Below are 23,596 nucleotides of genomic sequence, written 5' to 3' on the forward strand. Positions count from 1 at the left end.
ACACAAGTCTTCATCGCACGGTACTGCTGCCTTACCTAACCCACTGTTTGCGCAAGCGTCGCAGCCGAAAGGTACAAACCGCCACCAAACACGCCATGGGACAGCAAGCTTCGCAGGCGATTTCTCCAAGGCGTAGCCGTGCGAGACGCCGCCACACCTGCGCCCATGGCCGGCTGCAGGACGAAGTAAGGAATCACCACCGTTACCGTGCCCACTATCAGCGCAGGCCATCCCGTAGGGACATGCAACCATTGCACGCCGTAGAGGCCCACCAGCAGCGCCGCAAAGGCGATGCCGACGGCATAGTGAATCACCCACCCCAAGGAGGCTTCCCCACGTACCGGCGTCGCCTTGCCGATACTGGCATGGGCGAACGTGCCACGACAAAGGTGGCCCGCCCATCGACCCACCATGGCGTAGTCCAGCGTCGCAACCCCCAAGGTTTTCAGAAGCAGCGACCACACGTCCATCACGACGGTCGCACCCACTCCGACCAATACCAACCTGACGCCTTCCGCCATCGACAACATTGCCTGCCCTCTGATTGATGAGACTCTCGTTCACAGGCAGGATAGAAGTTGAAGTCAACTTTAAGTCAAGGGATGCATCATGGATATCTCAGAAGTGGCTCGACGTACCGGACTACCCTCTTCCACCGTGCGGTTCTATGAAAAGATCGGGTTGATCGCCGCGACCAGCGCACCCGGCGAACGACGGCACTTCAAACCCGATGTGCTCGATCAGTTGGCGCTGATTGCCCTTGGGCAAGCTGGCGGCCTGTCCCTGGACGAGATCCGCAGCATGCTCCCCTTCGAGGGCCCATTGCAGGTGGACAGGCAGCTGTTGCTGGACAAGGCAGACAGCATAGACGCGACCATCAAGCGCCTGAAAGCGATGAGCCTCGGGTTGCGCCACGCTGCAGAGTGCCCCGCGACTGACCATGGCCAATGCCCGAACTTCCAGCGTCTACTCAAAGTCGCCGCAGGCAAACTGAAAAGGAGCAGGACGACGGGGGCCTCACAACCGAGCAGCCCACTCCAGCGCCCATAAAAAAGCCCCCGGTCTTTTCAGGCCGGGGGCTTCTTGTTCAAACCGACATCAGAACTTCTTGATGTCAGCCTTGGTTTCCAACTGCTTGCGGTACGCCGCGAAGTCCTGCTGACCGACACGGGAGGCGAGGAAGCGGCGGTATTGCGCCTTTTCTTCGTCCGTTGGAGCCGCGGCTTCGTTGACGCCGTTCAAGCGCACGATCACCAGGCTACCATCCGCCAGGCTCACAGTGGTGAAGGTCGGCTTGTCCTTGGCCGCAGGCTTGGGCATGCGGAACAGGGCTTGCAGCACGGCAGGGTCGATCGCTTCCTGGCTACGGGTAGCCGCTTCAGTGACCTTCCACGCCTGGCCGTCGACCGGCTGGTTCAGCGGGGTCTTGCCATCACGCAGGCTGGCGATCAGCTCGTCAGCATGAGCCTTGGCAGCCGCGCTGGCGCGCTCCTTGGCCATCTGCGTGCGAATCGCCGCATTGACGCTTTCCAGCGGCAATTGCGCAGGCTTCAGGTGCTCTTTGGCACGCAGCACGATGATGGTTTCCGGGTCCAGCTCGATGGCGGTGCTGTTGGCACCCTCATCCAACACCTCCGGGCTGAACGCAGCAGTGACCACGGCACGGTTGGTCGCAATACCTTCGCCACCGTCACGGCCAAACGGCGCGGAGGTGTGAACAGTCAGCTTCAGGTCGGACGCCGGCTGGGCCAGGTCGGAGGCTTCGAATGCTGCGTCTTCCAATTGCTTGGTCGCTTCAACAAAACGCTGCTCAACCTGTTGGGTTTTCAGCTCTTTGGTCAGCTTGTCTTTCAGGCTGGCAAACGTCGGCACTTGCGGTGCCTCAACGCCCAACAGCTTGATCAGATGCCAACCGAAGGTGCTGCGCACCGGTGCCGAGACCTGGTCTTTGTTCAACGCGTACAAGGCGGTTTCGAAGTCCGGGTCGTAGACGCCTGGGCCGGCAAAGCCGAGGTCGCCGCCACTGTTGGCCGAACCCGGATCCTGGGAGAACTCCTTGGCCAGGGCTTCGAACTTCTCACCCTTGGCCAGGCGTGCCTGGATTTCCTCGATCTTGGCCTTGGCTTGCGCGTCGGTGACCTTGTCGTTGACTTCAATCAGGATATGCGCGGCACGACGCTGTTCAGCGAGGTTGGCGGTTTCTTTCTGATAGGCAGCCTGCAGCTCATCGTCCTTCACGGCAACCTGGTCGAAGAAGGAAGACTTCTTCAGTTCCAGATAGTCGATAACCACTTGGTCAGGGGTCATGAACTCTTTGGCGTGCTGGTCGTAGTAAGCCTTGACCTCGTCGTCGGTAAGTTTCACCGCGGCAGGGTTGGCCTTAATGTTGACGGTGGCGAAGTCGCGGGTCTGTTTTTCCAGACGCGCAAATGCCAGCACTTCGGAATCGGTGACGAAACCGCTGCCGGCAATACCTGCGCGAACCTGGCCGATCAGCATTTCCTGGGTCAGCATCTGACGGAATTGCATACGGCTGTAGCCCAATTGACGGATCACCTGGTCAAAGCGTTCGGCGTTGAACTTGCCGTCTACCTGGAATTCCGGCGTCTGCAGGATCACCTGGTCCAATGCAGCTTCAGAGAAGCCAAACTTGGAGTCGGCCGCACCTTGCAGCAACAGCTTGCGATCGATCAGACCCTTGAGGGCCGCTTCGCGCAATAGTTTTTCGTCCAGCAGGGAAGCATCGAAATCCTTGCCCAGCTGTTGCATCAGCTGGCGACGTTGCATGTCGACGGCCTGGCTCAGCTCGGTCTGGGTGATTTCTTCACCGTTGACCTTGGCCACGTCCTGCTTACTGTTACCCGAAGCCTGGAAAATGGCCTCGATACCGGTGAACGCCATCAATGCGACGATGATCCCGATAATGGTCTTGGCAATCCAGCCTTGTGAATTGTCCCTGATATTTTGCAGCATGCGTCCCCCAGAAACGGTTGAACTTCAGAAATTGGCAACCGTGGAGCGTGGGTAGAGTACGGATATAAGAAAGGCGCATCCAAGGATGCGCCTTCTCGCAACTGGCGGAGCGGACGAGGGCTTTGGTTCTCCCCCCGGCTTGGCGACCCGATGCATACACGGGTCTGCTGCCGCTCCGCTCCCAGGTTGAACCTGGGTTCGACCTGGGTAGGTAAAGGCTGGATCGAAGCTTAGTTAACGGCTTCTTTCAGGGCTTTACCGGCTTTGAAACCTGGTTTCTTGGCAGCAGCAATCTGCAGTGCTTTGCCAGTCTGTGGGTTACGGCCAGTGCGAGCTGGGCGGTCAGTCACAGAGAAAGTACCGAAGCCTACCAGTACCACGGAGTCGCCGGCCTTCAGAGCGCCAGTGACGGATTCGATTACTGCATCCAGCGCACGGCCAGCAGCAGCTTTCGGGATATCAGCGGATGCAGCGATAGCATCAATCAGTTCCGACTTGTTCACTCTAAGTCCCCTTATATATCTATTGAGTATGATTCTAAGTTTTTTGGTGAAAGCAAAAACCAGTGCTGAATGCCCTACAGACACTTAAGAGCCGCTTTATAACAAGGGCTCTAAAAAGCTGTCAAGGAAGCCCCCAGGCTTTAACACATTAATGCGTGCTAATTCTTTCCTTGGAATCAGACTCACGTTTTTCGTCCTTGGAAACTATCTCCGGAGCCACATCCGGCAAGGGCTCCGGCGCGTATTGCAGCGCAATTTGCAGGACCTCGTCAATCCATTTAACCGGTTTAATCTGCAGATCTTGCTTGATGTTGTCTGGAATTTCCTTCAAGTCGCGAACATTCTCTTCAGGAATGATCACCGTCTTGATACCACCCCGGTGTGCAGCAAGCAATTTCTCTTTCAGACCACCGATGGCCAATACCTGACCACGCAGGGTGATTTCCCCCGTCATGGCGACATCGGCGCGCACCGGAATGCCAGTCAATGCCGACACCAAGGCCGTGCACATACCTACGCCAGCGCTAGGGCCGTCTTTCGGGGTCGCCCCTTCCGGCATGTGGATATGGGTGTCGTGCTTCTCATGGAAGTCCAGGGGGATCCCCAGGCTCTTGGCGCGGCTGCGCACCACGGTCTGCGCGGCAGTGATGGATTCAACCATCACGTCACCCAGGGAACCAGTCTTGATCAGTTGGCCTTTGCCAGGGATCACCGCGGCTTCGATGGTCAGCAATTCGCCGCCCACCTGAGTCCACGCCAGGCCAGTCACCTGCCCTACCTGATCCTGCTGCTCGGCCAGGCCATAGCGGAATTTCTTCACGCCCAGGAAGTGCTCCAGGGAATCGGCCGTGACCTTCACCGAGAAGCGTTTTTCCAGTGCATGCTCTTTGACCGCCTTACGACAGATCTTCGCGATCTGGCGCTCCAGGCCCCGCACACCGGCCTCGCGGGTGTAGTAGCGCACGATATCGCGGATCGTCTCGACCTCAAATTCGATCTCGCCCTTCTTCAGGCCGTTGGCCGAAATCTGCTTGGGCGCGAGGTATTTGACGGCGATGTTGATCTTCTCGTCTTCGGTGTAACCCGGCAGACGAATCACTTCCATCCGGTCCAGCAGCGCCGGCGGGATGTTCATGGAGTTGGAGGTGCACAGGAACATTACGTCGGACAGGTCGTAGTCGACTTCCAGGTAATGGTCGTTGAAATTGTGGTTCTGCTCGGGGTCGAGCACTTCGAGCAACGCCGACGCCGGATCGCCACGCATGTCGCTGCCCATTTTGTCGATTTCGTCGAGCAGGAACAGCGGGTTGCGCACGCCCACCTTTGTCATCTTTTGAATCAATCTTCCTGGCATCGAACCGATGTAAGTGCGGCGATGACCACGGATTTCCGCTTCATCACGCACACCACCGAGGGCCATGCGCACGAATTTACGGTTGGTGGCGTTGGCAATCGATTCAGCCAGCGAGGTTTTACCCACGCCAGGCGGACCCACCAGGCACAACACCGGACCCCGAATCTTCTTCACGCGCTTTTGCACGGCAAGGTATTCGAGGATGCGTTCTTTGACTTCTTCGAGGCCATAGTGGTCGGCGTCAAGGATGTCCTCAGCGCGCGCCAGGTCCAGGCGCACTTTGGTCTGGGCCTTCCACGGCACTTGCACCAGCCAGTCGATGTAGGAGCGCACCACGGTGGCTTCGGCCGACATCGGCGACATCTGCTTGAGCTTGTTCAACTCGGCAGTGGCTTTGGTCAAGGCGTCTTTCGGCAGACCGGCGGCGTCGATGCGCTTTTTCAGCTCTTCGATTTCGTTGTGGCCTTCCTCGCTGTCGCCGAGTTCTTTCTGAATGGCCTTCATCTGCTCATTCAGGTAGTACTCGCGCTGGCTGCGCTCCATTTGTTTCTTCACGCGACCACGGATGCGCTTCTCAACCTGCAACAGGTCGATTTCGGCATCCAGCAGCGCCAGCACGTGCTCGACACGCGCCGACAGGTCGATAATTTCGAGGATGTCTTGCTTCTGCTCGATCTTCAGCGCCATGTGCGCGGCCATGGTGTCGACCAGGCGGCTTGGCTCATCGATGCTGTTGAGGGAAGACAGGACTTCAGCCGGGACTTTCTTGCCCAACTGCACATACTGCTCGAATTGCGAGAGCAGGCTGCGTACAAACACTTCGGATTCGCGCTCAGGGGCCTCGACTTCGTCGATCAGCGCCACTTCGGCGCGCAGGTGGCCGTCCACCTCCATAAAGCGCTCGACCGCACCACGCTGCTCACCTTCCACTAGCACCTTGACGGTGCCATCAGGCAGCTTGAGCAGTTGCAGTACGGTAGCAATGGTGCCGACACGATACAGGGCGTCTTCGCCTGGATCATCGTCAGCAGGATTCTTCTGGGCCAACAGCAGGATTTGCTTGTCGCCCGTCATCGCGGCCTCGAGGGCTTCGATAGACTTCTCGCGCCCCACGAACAGCGGGATAACCATGTGCGGATAGACGACAACATCACGCAACGGCAGGAGAGGCAATTCGATGGTGGTCTTCATGATTTCGCCTCTATGACAGATGAAAAATAAGCTTGAAACCAAGATGGGGGCTGCATGCAAAAAAAACAAGCTTATTGCCAGCAGTTAAACGCAGTAAACGCTTTGGGGTAAAAAACGCCGCAAAAACAAAGGGGCCCCTGGAGGCCCCTTGTTTATACCGAAACTGCGAAACGCTTACGCGTCGGGCGCAGCCTTGGCAGCCGGCTCACTGTTTTCGTAGATATACAGTGGCTTGGACTTACCTTCTATGACGCTTTCGTCGATCACCACTTTACTCACCTCGGACTGCGAGGGGATTTCGTACATGGTGTCGAGCAGGACGCCTTCCAGAATCGAACGCAGGCCACGTGCACCGGTCTTGCGCTCCAGTGCCCGCTTGGCCACCGATTTGAGGGCGTCGGTGCGGAACTCGAGGTCTACACCTTCCATCTCGAACAGCTTGGCGTATTGCTTGGTCAGGGCGTTTTTCGGCTCGGTGAGGATCTGGATCAAAGCAGCCTCATCCAACTCGTCCAACGTGGCCAGAACCGGCAGACGGCCCACGAATTCCGGGATCAGACCGAACTTGACCAGATCGTCAGGCTCGACTTCACGCAGGGACTCTCCAACCTTCTTGCCTTCTTCCTTGCTGCGCACTTCGGCACTGAAGCCGATGCCGCCGCGGGTCGAACGCTGCTGGATGACTTTTTCCAGACCGGAGAACGCACCACCGCAGATGAACAGGATGTTACGCGTATCAACCTGAAGGAATTCCTGCTGCGGATGCTTGCGACCACCTTGTGGCGGTACGGAAGCGACCGTGCCTTCGATCAGTTTCAACAGGGCCTGCTGCACGCCTTCACCGGAAACGTCCCGGGTGATCGACGGGTTGTCCGACTTGCGTGAAATCTTGTCGATTTCGTCGATGTAGACAATACCCATCTGGGCTTTCTCTACGTCGTAGTCGCACTTCTGGAGCAGTTTCTGAATGATGTTCTCGACATCTTCACCCACGTAGCCAGCCTCGGTGAGGGTGGTAGCGTCGGCGATGGTGAACGGAACGTTCAGCAGGCGAGCGAGGGTTTCTGCAAGCAGGGTCTTACCCGAGCCTGTAGGACCGATCAGCAAGATGTTGCTCTTGCCGAGTTCAACTTCGTCGCCTTTCTTGTCACGCTGGTTCAAGCGCTTGTAGTGGTTGTATACCGCTACGGCCAGAACCTTCTTTGCACGCTCTTGACCAATCACGTACTGGTCAAGGATGCCGCTGATTTCTTTGGGCGAAGGCAATTTATGCGCGCTGCTTTCGGCCTGGGCTTCCTGCACCTCCTCACGGATGATGTCATTGCACAGGTCGACGCACTCGTCGCAGATAAAGACCGAGGGGCCGGCAATCAATTTGCGCACTTCATGCTGGCTTTTGCCACAGAAGGAGCAATAGAGCAGCTTGCCGTTGTCCTCGCCGTTGCGGGTGTCAGTCATTCGTTCGATCCAAATCCGATAGGCTTGCAACACAAGATGAAGGCTTATGCGGGCTTTTTCAAGCCCGCCAGTGGTCGGACATGCCGACCAGCCCTATTTTGAGCAGCTTATATTAAGCGGGGCGCTGGCTGATCACGTCGTCGATCAACCCGTATGCTTTCGCAGCTTCGGCACTCATGAAGTTGTCGCGGTTGGTATCGCGCTCGATTTCTTCCAAGGTGTGCCCGCTGTGCTTGGCCATCAACGTATTGAGGCGCTCACGAATAAACAGGATTTCCTTGGCGTGGATTTCGATGTCCGACGCCTGGCCCTGGAAACCGCCCAGTGGCTGGTGAATCATCACACGCGAGTTCGGCAGGCAGAAACGCTTGCCTTCGGCACCGGCGGTCAGCAGGAATGCGCCCATGCTGCAGGCTTGGCCAATGCAGGTGGTCGACACGTTCGGCTTGATGAACTGCATGGTGTCGTAGATCGACATGCCTGCAGTGACCGAGCCGCCTGGGGAGTTGATGTAGAGATGGATGTCCTTGTCCGGGTTTTCCGCTTCAAGGAACAGCAGCTGCGCACAGATCAGGTTGGCCATGTAGTCCTCTACCGGGCCCACCAGAAAGATCACTCGCTCCTTGAGCAGGCGCGAGTAGATGTCGTAGGCACGTTCGCCACGAGCGGACTGCTCGACAACCATCGGGACCAGGCCGCCAGCGGCCTGGATATCAGAGTTCTGCTGAATATAGGAATTACGGAACATGCTCTGCAGTTACTCCCAAATAGTCATGTCTTGAAAACGCATAAGCCAGCGCGAGGCTGGCTTATGGTTGTATTTCCAACGAGTTGGACAATCAGTCGGCTTGTGCTGCTTCCGCCGGTTTGACTGCTTCTTCGTAAGAGACCGCTTTATCGGTCACCTTAGCCTTCTGCAGAACAGTATCCACAACTTGTTCTTCCAGCACAACCGAACGCACTTCGTTCAGTTGCTGATCGTTCTTGTAGTACCAAGCCACGACCTGCTCAGGCTCCTGGTAGGCCGAAGCCATTTCCTGGATCATTTCGCGAACGCGATCTTCGTCAGGCTTGAGGTCGAACTGCTTGACCACTTCAGCCACGATCAGGCCCAGCACGACGCGGCGCTTGGCTTGTTCTTCGAACAGCTCGGCCGGCAGTTGGTCAGGCTTGATGTTGCCACCAAACTGCTGAACAGCTTGTACGCGCAGGCGATCCACTTCGTTGGACAGCAGGGCCTTGGGCACTTCGATCGGGTTGGCGGCCAGCAGACCGTCCATGACCTGGTTCTTGACCTTGGACTTGATGGCCTGACGCAGCTCGCGCTCCATGTTCTTGCGAACTTCGGTGCGGAAGCCTTCGATGCCGGATTCCTTGATGCCGAATTGAGCGAAGAACTCTTCGTTCAGCTCTGGCAGCTTAGGCTCGGAAACGCTGTTGACGGTCACGGTGAACTCGGCGGCTTTGCCGGCCAGGTCCAGGTTCTGGTAGTCAGCAGGGAAAGTCAGGTTCAGAACGCGCTCTTCGCCGGCTTTGGCGCCAACCAGGCCGTCTTCGAAACCAGGGATCATGCGGTTGGAGCCCAGCACCAGCTGGGTACCCTTGGCGGAGCCGCCAGCGAAGACTTCGCCGTCAACCTTGCCAACGAAATCGATGTTCAGCTGGTCTTCGTTCTGGGCAGCACGGTCGGCCACTTCGAAACGGGTGTTCTGCTTGCGCAGGATTTCCAGCATGTTGTCCAGGTCCGAATCAGCCACTTCGGCGCTCAGACGCTCGATGGCAATACCGTCGAAACCGGCCACTTCAAATTCAGGGAACACTTCGAATACGGCGACGTATTCCAGGTCCTTGCCAGCTTCCAGGGACTTAGGCTCGATCGACGGCGAACCTGCTGGGTTCAGCTTGTGCTCAACGACCGCTTCGTAGAAGGAAGCCTGGATCACGTCACCAACAGCTTCCTGGCGCGCATCGGCACCAAAACGGCGCTTGATTTCGCTCATTGGCACTTTGCCTGGACGGAAACCAGCGATCTTGGCCTTTTGGGCAGTCTGCTGCAGACGCTTGTTGACCGCAGTCTCGACGCGCTCAGCCGGCACGGAGATGCTCAGGCGACGCTCGATAGCAGTAGTATTTTCAACAGAAACTTGCATGGATATTCCTCGTTGCACAGACGTTAGCCGGCCATTTCCGACCCCAATCAAGGGCATGCATTCTAGTGGGTCAAACTCAAGAAGTCACCCTACTGCAAATACGCCCGAAAACAGCCGGCAATTTATCGGTACGAAGGCACGGATGCACTTCGCCCCGGTGACAAATACAACCCATCACGCCAGGGCTCTGCGCCGCCCCTTCTATATATAGAAGAAGTCGTCATCCATCGCCCTGACGGCCAACCCCGCAAACAGGGCTGGCTGGCAGCGCAGCATCATCGAGATACACAAATACGATGAAACGCCCCGCCGTCGCACCCCATTACCTGCAGGCGCTGGATATTTCGAACCGCTGAAACCAAAAAAGGCGCCAGACTGTTAAATCTGGCGCCTTTCGAATATGGGGTGGACGAAGGGGATCGAACCCTCGACAACGGGAGTCACAATCCCGTGCTCTACCAACTGAGCTACGCCCACCATATTGCGTTAACAAAGAAACCAAACCACTTCTTTGTTGAGCTCTGCCCTGCCTTTCGACGGGACCAAGCTTTATTTGGTGCGGATGAAGAGACTCGAACTCTTACGCCTCGCGGCGCTGGAACCTAAATCCAGTGTGTCTACCAATTCCACCACATCCGCGCTTGAAGCTCTTAAAGCAAAGGCGCCAGACGATTAATCTGGCGCCTTTTAAAATATGGGGTGGACGAAGGGGATCGAACCCTCGACAACGGGAGTCACAATCCCGTGCTCTACCAACTGAGCTACGCCCACCATATAGCGCTACTTGTGCCAAAGCTGCCTAATGGCGCACCCGGCAGGACTCGAACCTGCGACCATCCGCTTAGAAGGCGGATGCTCTATCCAGCTGAGCTACGGGCGCCTGATTAATCTGTACTCTTGGAGGATTACAAACTAAGTGCTTCCAACCTTGCAGAACAACACGCTATTCTGCTCGACCTTCTTAACCAGTGCTAGGCTGTGCCCGACAAGTGCGACGAATAGTATAGACGCCCTCGAAACCCGTCAAATCTTTTTTGAAAAAAATTCATTTTATTTAAGGGGTTAGGGCAATTTGCAGACCAAGCGCCTTTGCCCTCACGTCTTGGCATGCGAGAATGCGCGCACTTTTCTTCCCCCTCTCGATGGTTAATCACGCGTAATGACTGCACAACTTATCGACGGCAAATCAATCGCCGCCAGCCTGCGCCAGCAGATCGCCAAACGAGTCACCGAGCGTAGCCAGCAGGGCCTGCGCACGCCTGGCCTCGCGGTGATCCTGGTCGGCAGCGATCCTGCCTCTCAGGTTTATGTCTCGCACAAGCGTAAAGACTGTGAAGAGGTCGGCTTTATTTCCAAGGCCTACGACTTGCCTTCCGAGACCACCCAGCAGGCCCTTACCGACCTGATCGACAGCCTCAACGACGACCCGAAGATCGATGGCATCCTGCTGCAACTGCCATTGCCCGAGCATCTGGACGCCTCGAAACTACTGGAGCGTATTCGCCCCGACAAAGACGTCGACGGTTTCCACCCTTATAACGTCGGCCGCCTGGCCCAGCGTATCCCGCTGCTGCGTCCGTGCACGCCGAAAGGCATCATGACCCTGCTGGAAAGCACCGGTGTCGACCTGTACGGCCTCGACGCCGTGGTCGTCGGCGCCTCCAACATCGTTGGTCGACCGATGGCCATGGAACTGCTGTTGGCCGGCTGCACCGTGACCGTCACCCACCGTTTCACCAAAGACCTCGCCGGCCACGTCGGCCGCGCCGACCTGGTCGTGGTCGCTGCCGGCAAGCCGGGGCTGGTAAAAGGCGAATGGATCAAGGAAGGCGCCATCGTCATCGACGTGGGCATCAACCGTCAGGACGACGGCAAGCTGGTGGGCGATGTGGTGTACGAAACCGCCCTGCCCCGCGCCGGCTGGATCACACCAGTGCCAGGCGGCGTCGGCCCGATGACGCGTGCTTGCCTGTTGGAAAACACGTTATACGCTGCAGAAACCCTGCACAGCTGACAAGCGCTCCAACAAAGAGCCCTGCCATCGGCAGGGCTTTTTATTGGCCAGTTGCCTTCCCCTCCCGATTCGCTTGACCCCGGCGCGTTGATAATGACCAAGAACAGCGTTACGCAGGCAACGCACGATGCTATCCCCGGCCAAGGGCTTACCCTGATTATTTTCGCCGCATTCGTCACGCTTGCTGCCGTTGGGCTGAGTCTGCTGGCAATCTACTTCCAAATAGGAAGCAATGTTCAGGTACCGGTTTTTGCAGCCGAGCGCATAACAACCCCCTCTCAGTTGAATCCCGAGCCAGTTGAGCGCGCGGTTTTCATAGTTCTCGCCGCACTGGCTCCAATTGGCCTGGTTGCCGCGCTCAGGTTCCTGCGAGGCTTCAACCCACCACCCTGGCTCGCGGGCCTGACGCTAGCCCTGCTATCCCTCGCATTGGCAGGCCCATTCATCGCCTCGGACTTCACCAGCGTGATGTTCTTCCCCAAGAGCGTGTCGGGTACCAGCCGGACGATCATGCTGGTGCTGTCCGTAATCCTCTCGATAGCCGTGCTGGTACAGAATTGGACCGGGGGCAAGCCAAGCCGCTCGTCGATGGCGCTTACCATTGCGCTGGCTTGTATAGCGACCTTCATCTTCCAGATAGCCCCTTACAGGTTGGCTTCCATTGACACGGTCACCCTCGCAAGCCAATGGTCTGTCAGCTATGACGCCGCCACCTATGCGCTGACCCAAGTCGTCGCAGGCAAAACGTTACTCAGCGAACTACCTTCGCAATATGGTTTATTCCCGGAACTGATCGCCCCATTTTTCAAACTTGTCGGAGTCAGTGTCTTCTCCGTCAGCACTTTTTTTGCAGTGCTCCAGCTCGTCGGCCTTGTCTGCCTCGCCGTGATCTTGCACCTTCACGTACGCAACCACGGCCTGAGGATATTGACGTTCCTGTGCCTGCTGATACCTACAAGCCTGTTTCTGTACCTGAACGGATTCGCGCAGGAAATCTATCTGCAGTACTACCCTATTCGCTTTATTTGCCCTGCCGTGTCGCTGCTCCTGTTCGCACACTACTGCTCCCGCCCTTCACGCATGCGCCTTGGCGCGCTGGGAATAGCCTCAGGTATCGCGGTTTTCTGGAACATAGATTCCGGAATTCCAGTGCTGATTTCCATAGGCGCAACGCTTTTGGTGAAACCTCTTTTTAGTCAGCGCCCGAAATGGAAAAGTCTGCTGTCCGCGCTCGGCTTTTCACTTTTTGCAGTGCTGAGCCTGTGTATCCTGATGATTACCCTGCGAATCAAGGCTGGCGCCCCACTCGGCATTCAGGAAGCCCTTGCGTCCCAGAAACTGTTCTACGGAGCGGGTTTCATGATGCTGCCAATGCCCCTCACCTTCCATCCCTGGCAAGTCATTCTGCTTGTTTATGCCGCGGCGGCCGTCACAGCGCTTTCGGCATGGCGGCGACATAGCGACAAGCCGGTGTATGACTTGCTCTTCTGCACCTCGCTGATGGGACTTGGACTGTTCACCTACTACCAGGGGCGTTCACACATTTTCTGCCTGATGATGGTGCTATGGCCCGCACTGGTAACAGGTGCGGTGCTGACAGACTTGATCCTGCGATCAATCCGCAAACGCTCTACATCTGCCCTATCCAACGTGCTGGCTGTCCCGTTTCTTGTCTTCGTGAGCCTCGGCACGGTGACCCTGGCCTTTTCAAGTCGCAACCTTGTAACAACTGGCATCAACACGCTCTCCGACTTTCACACGCCCAGGGACTCTGTGGTAGCGAACGAACTGGCGTTTCTACGCGCAACCTACAAGGGGCGTAACTGCTTGATCCTGGCACAACGACAGGCTATCTATCATGCGCAACTGCAAACCTCCTCGCCTTTGCCTGGGCCCGGCATGATCGAAACCTTGCTGCAGAGCGACCTCGACGCGCTCATGGCTGGGGCACTCGCGACCCCTCTACCGTGCATTTACCTAGGCATAGGCCCCTCTTCGCAAACCCTAGCGAAGATCGATGACGCGGCGCTCATCTCGCACTATCCGGTCAATGCAAAAAATGACCTTGGAACGCTTCTGTTACTTGAGCCCCCCAAGGTGGGTTCAAAATCGGTACAACCCTAACCAATCATCGGCTTACGGCCTTTATTTAAAGGCCTCTATCGCTTTCTGATCCATACTCCTAAAATGTAACGGCATTTGTCATACAACCCGTTCCAGAACGGTATTTCCTTACTTTTAGCGAGTTCATCCGCGTGAAAATTCGTCTTTCTATTGTCAGCCTATTTTTTGCTTTCACAGGCACCTTCGCGCACGCCGCCGAAACCACCCAGGCCCCGCGTGATACGTCCAAGCTGCAAATCGCTTCTGGCAGCGCCATGTTGGTCGACCTGCAGACCAACAAGGTCATTTATTCCAGCAACCCGGACGTGGTGGTGCCCATCGCTTCGGTGAGCAAATTAATGACTGGCCTGATCGTGCTCGAAGCCAAGCAGAATATGGATGAGTACATCGATATCAACATCACCGACACGCCGGAAATGAAAGGCGTGTTCTCGCGCGTGAAGATCGGCAGCCAGATGCCGCGCAAGGAAATGCTGCTGATCGCTCTGATGTCCTCGGAAAACCGCGCCGCCGCGAGCCTGGCCCACCACTACCCGGGTGGCTATGCAGCCTTCATCGCCGCGATGAACGCCAAGGCCAAGGCGTTGGGCATGACCAGCACTCATTATGTAGAACCCACTGGCCTTTCGATCCACAACGTGTCCACTGCCCGCGACCTGAGCAAACTGCTGGCCGCCGCGCGTCACTACCCGCTGCTGAGCCAATTGAGCACCACCAAGGAAAAGACCGTGTCGTTCCGCAAGCCCAACTACACCCTGGGCTTCTCCAACACTGACCACCTGATCAACCGCGCCAATTGGGACATCAAGCTGACCAAGACCGGTTTCACCAACCAGGCCGGCCACTGCCTGGTGCTGGTGACCAGCATGGGCAACCGCCCGGTATCGTTGGTGATCCTGGATGCCTTCGGTAAATTCACCCACTTTGCCGATGCCAGCCGTATCCGCAATTGGGTCGAGACCGGCAAGAGCGGTTCGGTGCCGGATGTGGCGTTGCGCTACAAGGCCGACAAGAACCTGAAGAATCGTCCTAACGCTGCGGAAGCCCGTCGCTAAACGATATAAAAAACGGCGCTTCGATAGCGCCGTTTTTTATTTGCGTTCCGCCAACACCTTCAGTGCCTGCGCCGCCGCCCGCTCCTGCCCGGCCTGGGCCGTCGCATTCGCCGAGTCGCGCCAACGTTGTGCATCTACATTCGCCGGCAACTGGCTCGGGCGCTGAGTGAGGATTGCCCAACTGCCGGCGCTTTTCCATTTGGACTCAAAGTCGCTGAAGCTCATCAACAAACGTCGATCCATGCCAGAGCGCAACAACACCGTACTTTTCTGCTGATTGAACCCCACTACGACCACGTAGTGCGCGTCCGACCACAGCCCGCCACCGATCCGCGCCATCACTGGATAACCCGCTGCCACCTGTGCCAGCACCGCTGTCAGCTTGGCGTCCAGCGGGTACACCATCAGCCCGTACTCGCGCGCCAGCACCTGCATGTTGCGCTCAAGGTCCGCTTCGCCGCCCGGCAAATGCAGCGGTTTATCCAATAGCCCCGGTGTCATGACAATGCCTTGTTGCGACAGCATGCTGGCTAAAGACGTAGGACCGCCCTGATAAGCCTCGCTGCGAAAGGTCGGCACGCCATTGAGCTCGACGCGCTCCGGCAGGCCCGCCAGTCTCGACGGAGTGGAGGAACACGCCGCAAGGCCCAAGGCACACGCGAGGAACAAGGATGTTTTCAGGTTCGACCGTAACCGCAATTTTCTACTCTCTTGATCAACTGCCGGTAAGGGCCCTGATCATAGGACGCTCTGCCACGCGGGTATAGCCCGCAGGCTTAGTAAAGGACGCGGATAGAGCAAAGAAGTTGGACAGACACGACCATTGGTCAATAGCAGGCAACCGTCAGCTAGCTAGACTGTCCATTGAGAAGACTGTGTGTGCCCCCTGGGGGCGAAAGGAGGCCGGAATGAGCCTTGCAACAACGATTGTCCTGTTGATATGCGGTTGGCTGGCGGTAGCCGGCGCCATGTTGTGGGGGGTGTTGCGCATCACCCGTCGGCACCATCACCCCCACGTCAAACCCGCTGCACCCGCCAAACCCCATAAGGTCGCGGTACATCACGCCTAGCCAGGCATGCAATTGAAGTCCTGAGTCGCCGCGACCTCCTTGCCGTGACCATCCATCAAGGATGCGCGCACGGTGGTGCCCAAGCTCGACTCCACCAGGGTGTAGTGCTCACCCGCCTTGAAATCCTTGTATTCGACCCGACCCTGGCAGTCCTGCTGGTTGTCGTCGCCTGGCTCCTCCTCAAACAGCGTCACATCCAGGCGATGATCCCCCGGCGTCACCTCGAAGAAACGTCCGTCATCCACGCGCTTGCCGTCCACGCGTTCGGCCATCAGGTCGTTAGGGGCTTCTTCTTTCAAACCGATCCACGCTTCGCTCGGGTCGGCCTTGGGAATCGGGCCGGCGCACGCCGACAACAACAGCACAGCAGCGAGGGCCGGGATCAATAACAAGGGTTTGAGTGACATGGCAGGGCTCCAAAGAAGGACGATGTGTCCGATGGGTTACAAGCTTGGGGAGCCACCCTTTGTAGAACAAATGAATACAGATGAAACGATCTTCAGCCCCTTCCTAAATGTTCCTTCACCTGGCTGAAAGGTGCGTGTTAGGTGGGTCGGGCAAGACTGCCGGGGTTTGCAATCCTGCTCCCTCCGGAGGTTTCACGCATGCTCGGGCTGGTAAAGACCGCACTGCAAAAGCCGTACACGTTTATCGTGTTGGCCATATTCATCTGCATCATTGGGCCGATGGCGGCCCTGCGTACCCCCACTGACGTTTTTCCGGACATTGGCATTCCCGTGGTCGCCGTAGTCTGGCAGTACAACGGTCTGTCGCCGGACGCCATGGCTGGCCGGGTGATCTACACCTATGAACGCTCCCTGAGCACCACGGTTAACGACATCGAGCATATCGAGTCGCAATCCTTGCCCGGCATGGGCATTGTCAAAATTTTCTTCCAACCCGGCGTGGATATCCGCACCGCCAACGCCCAGGTGACGGCGGTATCACAAACCGTGCTCAAGCAGATGCCACCGGGCATCACGCCGCCGCTGATCCTCAACTACAGCGCCTCCACGGTGCCGATTTTGCAGATGGCGTTCTCCAGCCCCAGCCTCTCGGAAGCCAAGATCCGCGACCTGGTGCAGAACAACATTCGCCTGCCCCTGAGCGCCCTGCCCGGCCTGGCCATGCCCACACCGATGGGCGGCAAGCAACGCCAGATCACCCTGGACCTCGACCCGCAGGCGCTGGCCGCCAAAGGTTTATCGGCCCAAGACGTCGGCAATGCCTTGGCGCTGCAGAACCAGATCATCCCGGTGGGCACCGCCAAACTCGGCCCCAACGAATACACCATCTTGCTCAACAACAGCCCCAAAGCCATCGACGAGCTGAATGACCTGCCGATCAAAACGGTCGACGGAGCCTTGATCACCATCGGCCAGGTCGCCCACGTGCGTGACGGCTCGCCGCCGCAGACCAACATCGTGCGCGTCGACGGCCACCGCGCAGTCCTCATGCCAGCATTGAAAAACGGCAGCATCTCCACCCTGTCGATCATCGACGGCATCCGCCAGATGCTGCCGCGCATCAACGAAACCCTGCCGCCGTCGCTGAAGACCTCGCTGCTGGGGGATGCCTCGGTGTTCGTGAAACAGTCAGTGGGCAGCGTGGCCCAGGAAGGCATCATCGCCGCGCTGTTGACCAGTGCGATGATCCTGCTGTTCCTCGGCAGCTGGCGTTCCACGATCATTATTGCCGCCTCGATTCCCCTGGCCGTGCTGTCGGCCATCGCACTGCTGGCGGTCAGCGGGCAAACCCTCAACGTGATGACCCTCGGCGGGCTGGCGTTGGCGGTGGGGATCCTGGTGGACGACGCCACGGTGACCATCGAAAACATCAACTGGCACCTGGAACAAGGCAAGGCGGTGAAGACCGCGATTCTCGACGGCGCCGCACAGATCGTCGGCCCGGCGTTCGTCTCGCTGCTGTGTATTTGCATCGTTTTCGTGCCGATGTTCTTGCTGCAAGGCATCGCCGGTTATCTGTTCCGGCCGATGGCCCTGGCGGTGATCTTTGCCATGGCCAGTTCTTTCATTCTGTCGCGTACGCTGGTGCCGACGCTGGCAATGTTCCTGCTCAAGCCGCACGCCCCGGAGCAAGGTGCAGGGCACCATCCAGAAGATGAATTCATCAATCATCACGAGGGTGAGCAGCATCAGAAACAGCGCAATGCCGTGCTGCAATCGGTGCTGAATTTCCAACAGGGTTTCGAGCGGCATTTCTCGAACATCCGCGACACCTATCACGGCCTGCTGACCTTGGCCCTGGGCAATCGCAAGCGTTTTATCGTCGGTTTCCTGGCCTGTGTGCTGGCATCGTTCCTGCTGCTGCCAAGCCTTGGCCAGGACTTCTTCCCGGCCACCGACGCGGGCGCCTTGGCCCTGCACGTGCGCCTGCCACTGGGCACGCGCATCGAAGAAAGCGCTGCCGCCTTCGACCGTATCGAGGCGCGGATTCGTGAAGTGATTCCCGCCGAAGAACTCGACACCATCGTCGACAACATCGGCATCCCGCTCAGCGGCATCGACATGGCCTACAGCAGCAGCGGCACCATCGGCCCGCAGGACGGCGATATCCAGGTCACGCTGAAAAAAGACCACGCGCCCACCGCCGACTACGTAAAGAAATTGCGTGAAGCCCTGCCAGAAAGTTTCCCCGGCAGCCATTTCGCATTCCTGCCGGCAGACATCAGCAGCCAGATCCTCAACTTCGGCGCCCCGGCCCCTCTGGACGTGAAAATCTCCGGGCGCAGCGATGAAGAAAACCGCGCCTATGCGGTGGAACTGGAACGGCGCCTGCAACACGTACCGGGCATCGCCGACCTGCGCATCCAGCAGTCCACCGGCTACCCGTCCTTGCAGGTCAACGTCGACCGCCTGCGCGCCAATGGCCTGGGCATCACCGAGCGTGACGTGACCAACAGCATGGTCGCCTCCCTCGCCGGCAGCTCACAAGTGGCACCGACCTTCTGGCTCAACCCGGCCAACGGCGTGTCCTACTCCATCGTCGCCGCCACCCCGCAATACCGCCTCGACAGCCTGCCTTCGCTGGAAGCGCTGCCGGTGACCGGCGCCGACGGCCAGTCGCAGATCCTCGGCGGCGTGGCCACCATCTCCCGCGTGCAAAGCCCGGCGGTGGTGACCCACTACAACATCGAACCGACCCTGGACCTGTACGCCAACGTGCAAGGCCGCGATCTCGGCGGCGTGGCCCGTGATGTGCAGAAAGTGCTGGATGACACCGCCTCGATGCGCCCCAAAGGCGCAGTGATCAGCCTGCACGGACAGATCGATGCGCTGCATGAAGCCTTCAGCGGCTTGAGCCTTGGCCTGCTCGGTGCGGTAGTGCTGATCTACCTGCTGATCGTGGTCAATTTCCAGTCTTGGGTCGATCCGTTCGTGATCATCACCGCCTTGCCTGCGGCGCTGGCAGGGATCGTGTGGATGCTGTTCCTCAGCGGCACCTCGTTGTCGGTGCCCGCCTTGACCGGCGCGATCCTATGCATGGGCGTGGCCACGGCCAACTCGATCCTGGTGGTGAGCTTCTGCCGCGAACGCCTGGCCGAACATGGCGATGCGCTAAAGGCCGCGCTGGAAGCCGGCTACACGCGCTTCCGCCCGGTGTGCATGACCGCCCTGGCGATGATCATCGGCATGTTGCCCCTGGCGATTTCCGAGGAGCAGAACGCCCCCCTCGGCCGTGCGGTGATCGGTGGCTTGATCCTCGCCACCACCGCCACCCTGTTGTTTGTCCCCGTGGTCTTCAGCCTGGTCCACGGCCGTCACCCTACTCGCGCCACTGCTGGAGAAACGCCTCATGTCGTCTGATCACAAACCCTCGCGCAAGCGTCTGATGCTCATGGGTGTCGGCGGCCTGACCCTGGCCGCCCTGTTGGTCGCCAACGGCCTGCATGCCCGCACGCTGCACGAACAATCGGTCACCGCCTGGACCGAAACCGCCGCCATCCCGCAGGTGATGGTGTTCCAACCGCAGCAGAATGTCGCCGGCGATACCCTACGCTTGCCGGCGCACCTCGAAGCCTGGAGCAAGGCGCCGATTCACGCCCGCGTCAGCGGCTACCTCAAGGACTGGAAGGCCGACATCGGCACCCAGGTCAAAGCCGGGCAAATCCTCGCCGAGATCGACAGCCCTGACCTGGACCAGCAACTGGCGCAAACCCACGCCCGGCTGGTACAGGAACAGGCCAACGCACGCCTGGCCGAAACCACCGCCACCCGCTGGCAAAACCTGCTCGCCAGCCATTCGGTATCGCGCCAGGAGGCCGATGAAAAAACCTCCAATGCCGCCGCCGCAAAAGCCAACGCCGAAGCCGCCGCTGCCGACTATGCGCGGCTGTCCGCGCTGGAAAACTACAAGACAATCCGCGCGCCATTCGCGGGCACCATCACCGCGCGCAACACCGATATCGGCCAGTTGATCAAGGCCGACACCGACAGTGATCCGGAACTGTTCAACATCGCCGACACTCACCAACTGCGCCTGTATGTGCCTGTGCCGCAGAACTACGCGGCGGTCATCCACCCAGGCCTCGAAGCCGAACTGACCGTGCCCGAGCACCCCGGCGAACACTTCAAGGCGCACCTGATCGGTGATTCCACCGCCATCGACCGCCGTTCCGGCACCTTGCTCGCGCAGTTCGTGGCCGACAACCCCAACGGCGAATTGCTGCCCGGTGATTACGCCGAAGCCACCCTGCCGATACCGGCGGATACCCATGGCGTGAGCATCCCGGCCAGTGCATTGATCTTCCGTGCCCAAGGCACGCAAGTGGCGGTGTTGGATGCGCGCAATCATGTGCACCTGCAGGACATTCACATCGGCCTCGACCTGGGCGAACGCCTGGTCATCGACCAAGGCCTGAAACCCGCCGACCGTGTGGTCGACAACCCGCCGGACGCCCTGCGTGAAGGCGACCCGGTACAACTGGCCGATGCCGCGGGAGGTGCGCATGCGCCTAAGGCTTAAACCCCTCGCAGCGCTGATGCTGCTGGCGTTGCAGGGCTGCTCGATGGCGCCGACCTACAAGGTGCCGAGCGTTGATTTGCCGGCCGGCTACCGCGAACAGACCAGCGATGGCCCCTGGCACAGCGCGCAACCGTCCGATCAACTGGCCCCCGAATGGTGGACGCTCTACCACGATTCGCGCCTGAATGACCTGCAACAGCAACTGCTCAAGGCCAACCCGGATTTGACGGCGGCGCTGGCGCACTTCGACGCATCCCAGGCCTATGCCAGCCAATTGCATGCGGGGTTGTTCCCGCAGATCACCGCCAGTGCGCAGCCGTTGCGCCAGCGCCAATCGGACTCGCGGCCACTGCGGGGCGATACGCAGCCGTCGGTGTACAACAGCAATACGGCAGGGTTTTCACTGAGCTACGACCTGGACCTGTGGGGCAAAATCCGCAACCAGGTCGCGGCCGGCGATGCCCAAGCGCAGGCGTCCGGCGATGATTTGGCGGTGGCGCGCTTGAGCCTGCAACATCAGTTGGCGACGTTGTACGTGCAGCTCAACGGGTTGGATGCGCAGGCGCGGATTCTCAACCGTTCACTGGAGGATTTCGGCCAGGCGTTGCAGCTGACCCGTAGCCGGTATGAGGGGCAGATTGCTTCGGAGCTGGACCTCACGCGCGCGCAGAATCAACTGGCCGAGGCCAAGGCGCAATGGGATGAAGTACGCGGGCAGCGCAATCTGACCGAGCACGCCATAGGAGAGCTGGTGGGTGTGGCAGCCAGCGATTTTTCGTTACCGCCGGGCCCGCAATTGATCGCCTTGCCGGGGATACCCTCGCAATTGCCTAGCCACCTGCTGCAACGTCGTCCGGATATTGCAGCGGCCGAGCGACGAGTGTTTGCCGCCAACGCCAACATCGGCGTGGCCAAGGCGGCGTGGTATCCAGATTTCAGTTTGACGGGGTTGATTGGCGGGCAGACTCAGGGGGTCGGCAACCTGCTGTCCGCGGGCAATCGCTATTGGGCATTGGGGCCGTTGGTCAATTTGCCGATCTTCGATGGCGGTCGTCTAAGCGCCAACGAACGCCAGGCCAAGGCCGAGTTTGAAGAGGCGTCGGCGCAGTACCGCAGCCAGGTGCTGAAAGCCGTGCGCGAAGTCGAGGACAACCTGGCGCAACTGCGGGATCTGCAGCAGGAAGCACAGGATGAACAAGCGGCAGCGGATGCAGCGCAGCACACGCAAGCACTGGCGATGAACAGCTATCAGGCGGGGGCCGTGAGTTATCTGGATGTGGTGACGGCGCAGACGGCGGCGTTACAGGCGCAGCGGACATTGCAGGCGGTGCAGACGCGGCAGTTGCAGGCGAGTGTCGGGCTGGTGACTGCGCTGGGTGGCGGCTGGCGACCCTCTTCCTGACACTGTCCATTCTCCGTAGGAGGGCAGTGATGGCTTAGGCGGCGAGCTTGCCACAGGCGATTGCCGCCGACGCCGCGACCATTGCCCTGAGCAACACCGCACAGCCCGCCGCCAGATCATCCGGCGCGGCATTCTCGATTTCGTTATGGCTGATGCCACCTTCACAGGGCACAAAAATCATCCCCGCCGGCCCCAGCTCTGCGACAAAAATCGCGTCATGCCCTGCCCCGCTGACGATGTCCATGTTCGACAAACCCAGGCTATTTGCGGCATCGCGTACCGCATCCACACAGCCTTTGTCGAAGTACAACGGCGGGAAGTCAGCCGTGGGTTCCATTTCGAAACTCAGCCCATGTTTGGCGCAGGTGTCTTCAATGACCTGGCGCACTTGGGCAATCATCGAATCCAATCGCGCCGGTTCCAGGTGGCGGAAGTCCAGGGTCATGCGCACCTCACCCGGAATTACGTTGCGCGAGCCGGGATACGCCTGCAGGCAACCCACCGTGCCACACGCATGAGGCTGATGACCCAGCGCCGCCGCATTCACTGCCGCCACTACGGCCGCCGCGCCCACCAGGGCATCCTTGCGCAGGTGCATCGGCGTCGGCCCCGCATGAGCCTCAACGCCGCTCAGCTTCAGGTCGAACCACTTCTGCCCGAGGGCGCCAAGCACCACACCGATGGTTTTCTTCTCGTCCTCAAGAATCGGGCCTTGCTCGATGTGTGCTTCGAAATACGCACCCACCTTATGCCCACTGACCGGCCGCGAGCCCGCATAGCCAATCGCATTCAATGCATCGCCGACACTGACGCCGTCCACATCGACCTTGGCCAGTGTGTCCGCCAGGGTGAACTTCTCGGCGAACACGCCGGAGCCCATCATGCACGGCGGGAAGCGCGAGCCTTCCTCGTTGGTCCACACCACCACTTCCAGCGGCGCCTCGGTTTCCACCTTGAGGTCATTGAGCGTACGCAGCACTTCCACACCCGCCAGCACGCCAAAGCAACCGTCAAACTTGCCACCGGTGGGCTGGGTGTCGATGTGGCTGCCAGTCATCACCGGTGGCAGGTTCGGATCGCGCCCCGGACGACGGGCGAAAATGTTGCCGATGCCGTCGACGGTCACGGTGCAGCCGGCCTCTTCGCACCACTGCACGAACAGGTCGCGGGCCTTGCGGTCAAGGTCGGTAAGGGCCAGGCGACAGACGCCGCCCTTGGGGGTGGCGCCGAGCTTGGCCAGGTCCATCAGCGACTGCCACAGGCGGTCGCGGTTGATTTGCAGGACGTCGAGGGCAGCGTTCATGGGTGATCTCCTC

At 59.1% G+C, this 23,596-nt stretch carries 18 protein-coding genes and 4 tRNA genes; 8 read left to right on the plus strand and 14 right to left on the minus strand.

The genetic code is table 11. The annotated features are described in order from the left end of the window. Window positions 1-35: 35 nt before the first annotated feature. The gene (locus ACP7C6_RS02355) at window positions 36-530 is read right to left on the minus strand and encodes a DUF2938 domain-containing protein (protein ID WP_426108212.1); all 495 of its coding nucleotides are present in this window, start codon (window positions 528-530) and stop codon (window positions 36-38) included. A 79-nt stretch (window positions 531-609) separates the two neighbouring features. Between ACP7C6_RS02355 and ACP7C6_RS02360 the strand changes: the two genes are divergently transcribed. Beyond that, a complete protein-coding gene (locus ACP7C6_RS02360; RefSeq protein WP_311892997.1) occupies window positions 610-1,050 on the plus strand; it encodes a helix-turn-helix domain-containing protein in 441 nt (146 codons plus the stop codon). Between the two features lie 48 nt (window positions 1,051-1,098). Here ACP7C6_RS02360 and ACP7C6_RS02365 read toward each other — a convergent pair whose 3' ends face one another. From ACP7C6_RS02365 to ACP7C6_RS02410, 10 genes are all read right to left on the minus strand, one after another. Then, complete coding sequence (locus tag ACP7C6_RS02365) at window positions 1,099-2,973, minus strand: SurA N-terminal domain-containing protein (protein WP_426108213.1); 1,875 nt, start codon at window positions 2,971-2,973, stop codon at window positions 1,099-1,101. Between the two features lie 230 nt (window positions 2,974-3,203). Further along, window positions 3,204-3,476 carry an HU family DNA-binding protein gene (locus ACP7C6_RS02370; RefSeq protein WP_003174819.1) on the minus strand — a complete coding sequence of 91 codons (273 nt, stop codon included), beginning with the start codon at window positions 3,474-3,476 and terminating at the stop codon, window positions 3,204-3,206. A gap of 148 nt (window positions 3,477-3,624) precedes the next feature. After that, window positions 3,625-6,021, minus strand: a complete 2,397-nt coding sequence (lon, locus tag ACP7C6_RS02375; protein WP_028616934.1) for an endopeptidase La — start codon at window positions 6,019-6,021, stop codon at window positions 3,625-3,627. 174 nt (window positions 6,022-6,195) lie between these two features. Next, complete coding sequence (clpX, locus tag ACP7C6_RS02380; RefSeq protein ID WP_010209414.1) at window positions 6,196-7,479, minus strand: ATP-dependent Clp protease ATP-binding subunit ClpX; 1,284 nt, start codon at window positions 7,477-7,479, stop codon at window positions 6,196-6,198. Between the two features lie 112 nt (window positions 7,480-7,591). After that, complete coding sequence (clpP, locus tag ACP7C6_RS02385) at window positions 7,592-8,227, minus strand: ATP-dependent Clp endopeptidase proteolytic subunit ClpP (RefSeq protein WP_028616935.1); 636 nt, start codon at window positions 8,225-8,227, stop codon at window positions 7,592-7,594. A gap of 91 nt (window positions 8,228-8,318) precedes the next feature. Further along, a complete protein-coding gene (gene tig / locus ACP7C6_RS02390) occupies window positions 8,319-9,629 on the minus strand; it encodes a trigger factor (protein ID WP_311893001.1) in 1,311 nt (436 codons plus the stop codon). 401 nt (window positions 9,630-10,030) lie between these two features. Continuing rightward, a tRNA-His gene (locus ACP7C6_RS02395) sits at window positions 10,031-10,106 on the minus strand. 77 nt (window positions 10,107-10,183) lie between these two features. After that, window positions 10,184-10,268 (minus strand) — tRNA-Leu (locus ACP7C6_RS02400). Window positions 10,269-10,324: 56 nt separating this feature from the next. Further along, a tRNA-His gene (locus tag ACP7C6_RS02405) sits at window positions 10,325-10,400 on the minus strand. A gap of 32 nt (window positions 10,401-10,432) precedes the next feature. After that, window positions 10,433-10,509: transfer RNA gene (locus ACP7C6_RS02410), tRNA-Arg, on the minus strand. 279 nt (window positions 10,510-10,788) lie between these two features. Between ACP7C6_RS02410 and folD the strand changes: the two genes are divergently transcribed. The 3 genes from folD (at window position 10,789) to pbpG (ending at window position 14,822) form a co-directional block, all read left to right on the plus strand. Next, the gene (gene folD / locus ACP7C6_RS02415; protein WP_028616937.1) at window positions 10,789-11,643 is read left to right on the plus strand and encodes a bifunctional methylenetetrahydrofolate dehydrogenase/methenyltetrahydrofolate cyclohydrolase FolD; all 855 of its coding nucleotides are present in this window, start codon (window positions 10,789-10,791) and stop codon (window positions 11,641-11,643) included. Window positions 11,644-11,736: 93 nt separating this feature from the next. Next, window positions 11,737-13,767 carry a hypothetical protein gene (locus tag ACP7C6_RS02420; RefSeq protein WP_426108214.1) on the plus strand — a complete coding sequence of 677 codons (2,031 nt, stop codon included), beginning with the start codon at window positions 11,737-11,739 and terminating at the stop codon, window positions 13,765-13,767. Window positions 13,768-13,898: 131 nt separating this feature from the next. Further along, a complete protein-coding gene (gene pbpG, locus ACP7C6_RS02425; protein WP_028616939.1) occupies window positions 13,899-14,822 on the plus strand; it encodes a D-alanyl-D-alanine endopeptidase in 924 nt (307 codons plus the stop codon). A 36-nt stretch (window positions 14,823-14,858) separates the two neighbouring features. Here the strand turns inward: pbpG and ACP7C6_RS02430 are convergent, their stop codons facing one another. Then, entirely contained in the window at window positions 14,859-15,521 is a 663-nt protein-coding gene (locus ACP7C6_RS02430) for a C39 family peptidase (protein WP_050587865.1), read from the minus strand. Between the two features lie 209 nt (window positions 15,522-15,730). On the opposite strand from ACP7C6_RS02430, the gene ACP7C6_RS02435 reads away from it, so the two are divergent. After that, the gene (locus ACP7C6_RS02435; RefSeq protein WP_016978011.1) at window positions 15,731-15,892 is read left to right on the plus strand and encodes a hypothetical protein; all 162 of its coding nucleotides are present in this window, start codon (window positions 15,731-15,733) and stop codon (window positions 15,890-15,892) included. Here the strand turns inward: ACP7C6_RS02435 and ACP7C6_RS02440 are convergent. Then, window positions 15,889-16,299 (minus strand): hypothetical protein, encoded by a 411-nt coding sequence (locus ACP7C6_RS02440; RefSeq protein WP_236321018.1) that lies wholly within the window; start codon window positions 16,297-16,299, stop codon window positions 15,889-15,891. The genes ACP7C6_RS02435 and ACP7C6_RS02440 overlap by 4 nt on opposite strands. A gap of 198 nt (window positions 16,300-16,497) precedes the next feature. Between ACP7C6_RS02440 and ACP7C6_RS02445 the strand changes: the two genes are divergently transcribed. Genes ACP7C6_RS02445 through ACP7C6_RS02455 form a run of 3 tightly spaced genes read left to right on the plus strand, consistent with a single transcriptional unit; the run spans window position 16,498 to window position 22,280 of the window. Beyond that, on the plus strand, window positions 16,498-19,719 hold the full coding sequence (locus ACP7C6_RS02445; RefSeq protein ID WP_028616942.1) for an efflux RND transporter permease subunit: 3,222 nt from the start codon (window positions 16,498-16,500) through the stop codon (window positions 19,717-19,719). Next, window positions 19,709-20,878: an efflux RND transporter periplasmic adaptor subunit gene (locus tag ACP7C6_RS02450; protein ID WP_028616943.1), complete on the plus strand. Its 1,170-nt coding sequence runs from the start codon at window positions 19,709-19,711 to the stop codon at window positions 20,876-20,878. Before ACP7C6_RS02445 ends, ACP7C6_RS02450 begins: the two co-directional genes overlap by 11 nt. Further along, the gene (locus ACP7C6_RS02455) at window positions 20,862-22,280 is read left to right on the plus strand and encodes an efflux transporter outer membrane subunit (protein WP_028616944.1); all 1,419 of its coding nucleotides are present in this window, start codon (window positions 20,862-20,864) and stop codon (window positions 22,278-22,280) included. The genes ACP7C6_RS02450 and ACP7C6_RS02455 overlap by 17 nt, the downstream gene beginning before the upstream one ends. 34 nt (window positions 22,281-22,314) lie before the next feature. On the opposite strand, the gene ACP7C6_RS02460 is transcribed toward ACP7C6_RS02455, so the two are convergent. Next, the gene (locus ACP7C6_RS02460) at window positions 22,315-23,583 is read right to left on the minus strand and encodes a Zn-dependent hydrolase (protein WP_122683977.1); all 1,269 of its coding nucleotides are present in this window, start codon (window positions 23,581-23,583) and stop codon (window positions 22,315-22,317) included. Between the last annotated feature and the right edge of the window lie 13 nt (window positions 23,584-23,596).

It is taken from the genome of Pseudomonas sp. TWR1-1-4 (assembly GCF_049897165.1).
GTDB classification, from domain to species: Bacteria; Pseudomonadota; Gammaproteobacteria; order Pseudomonadales; family Pseudomonadaceae; genus Aquipseudomonas; species Aquipseudomonas canadensis.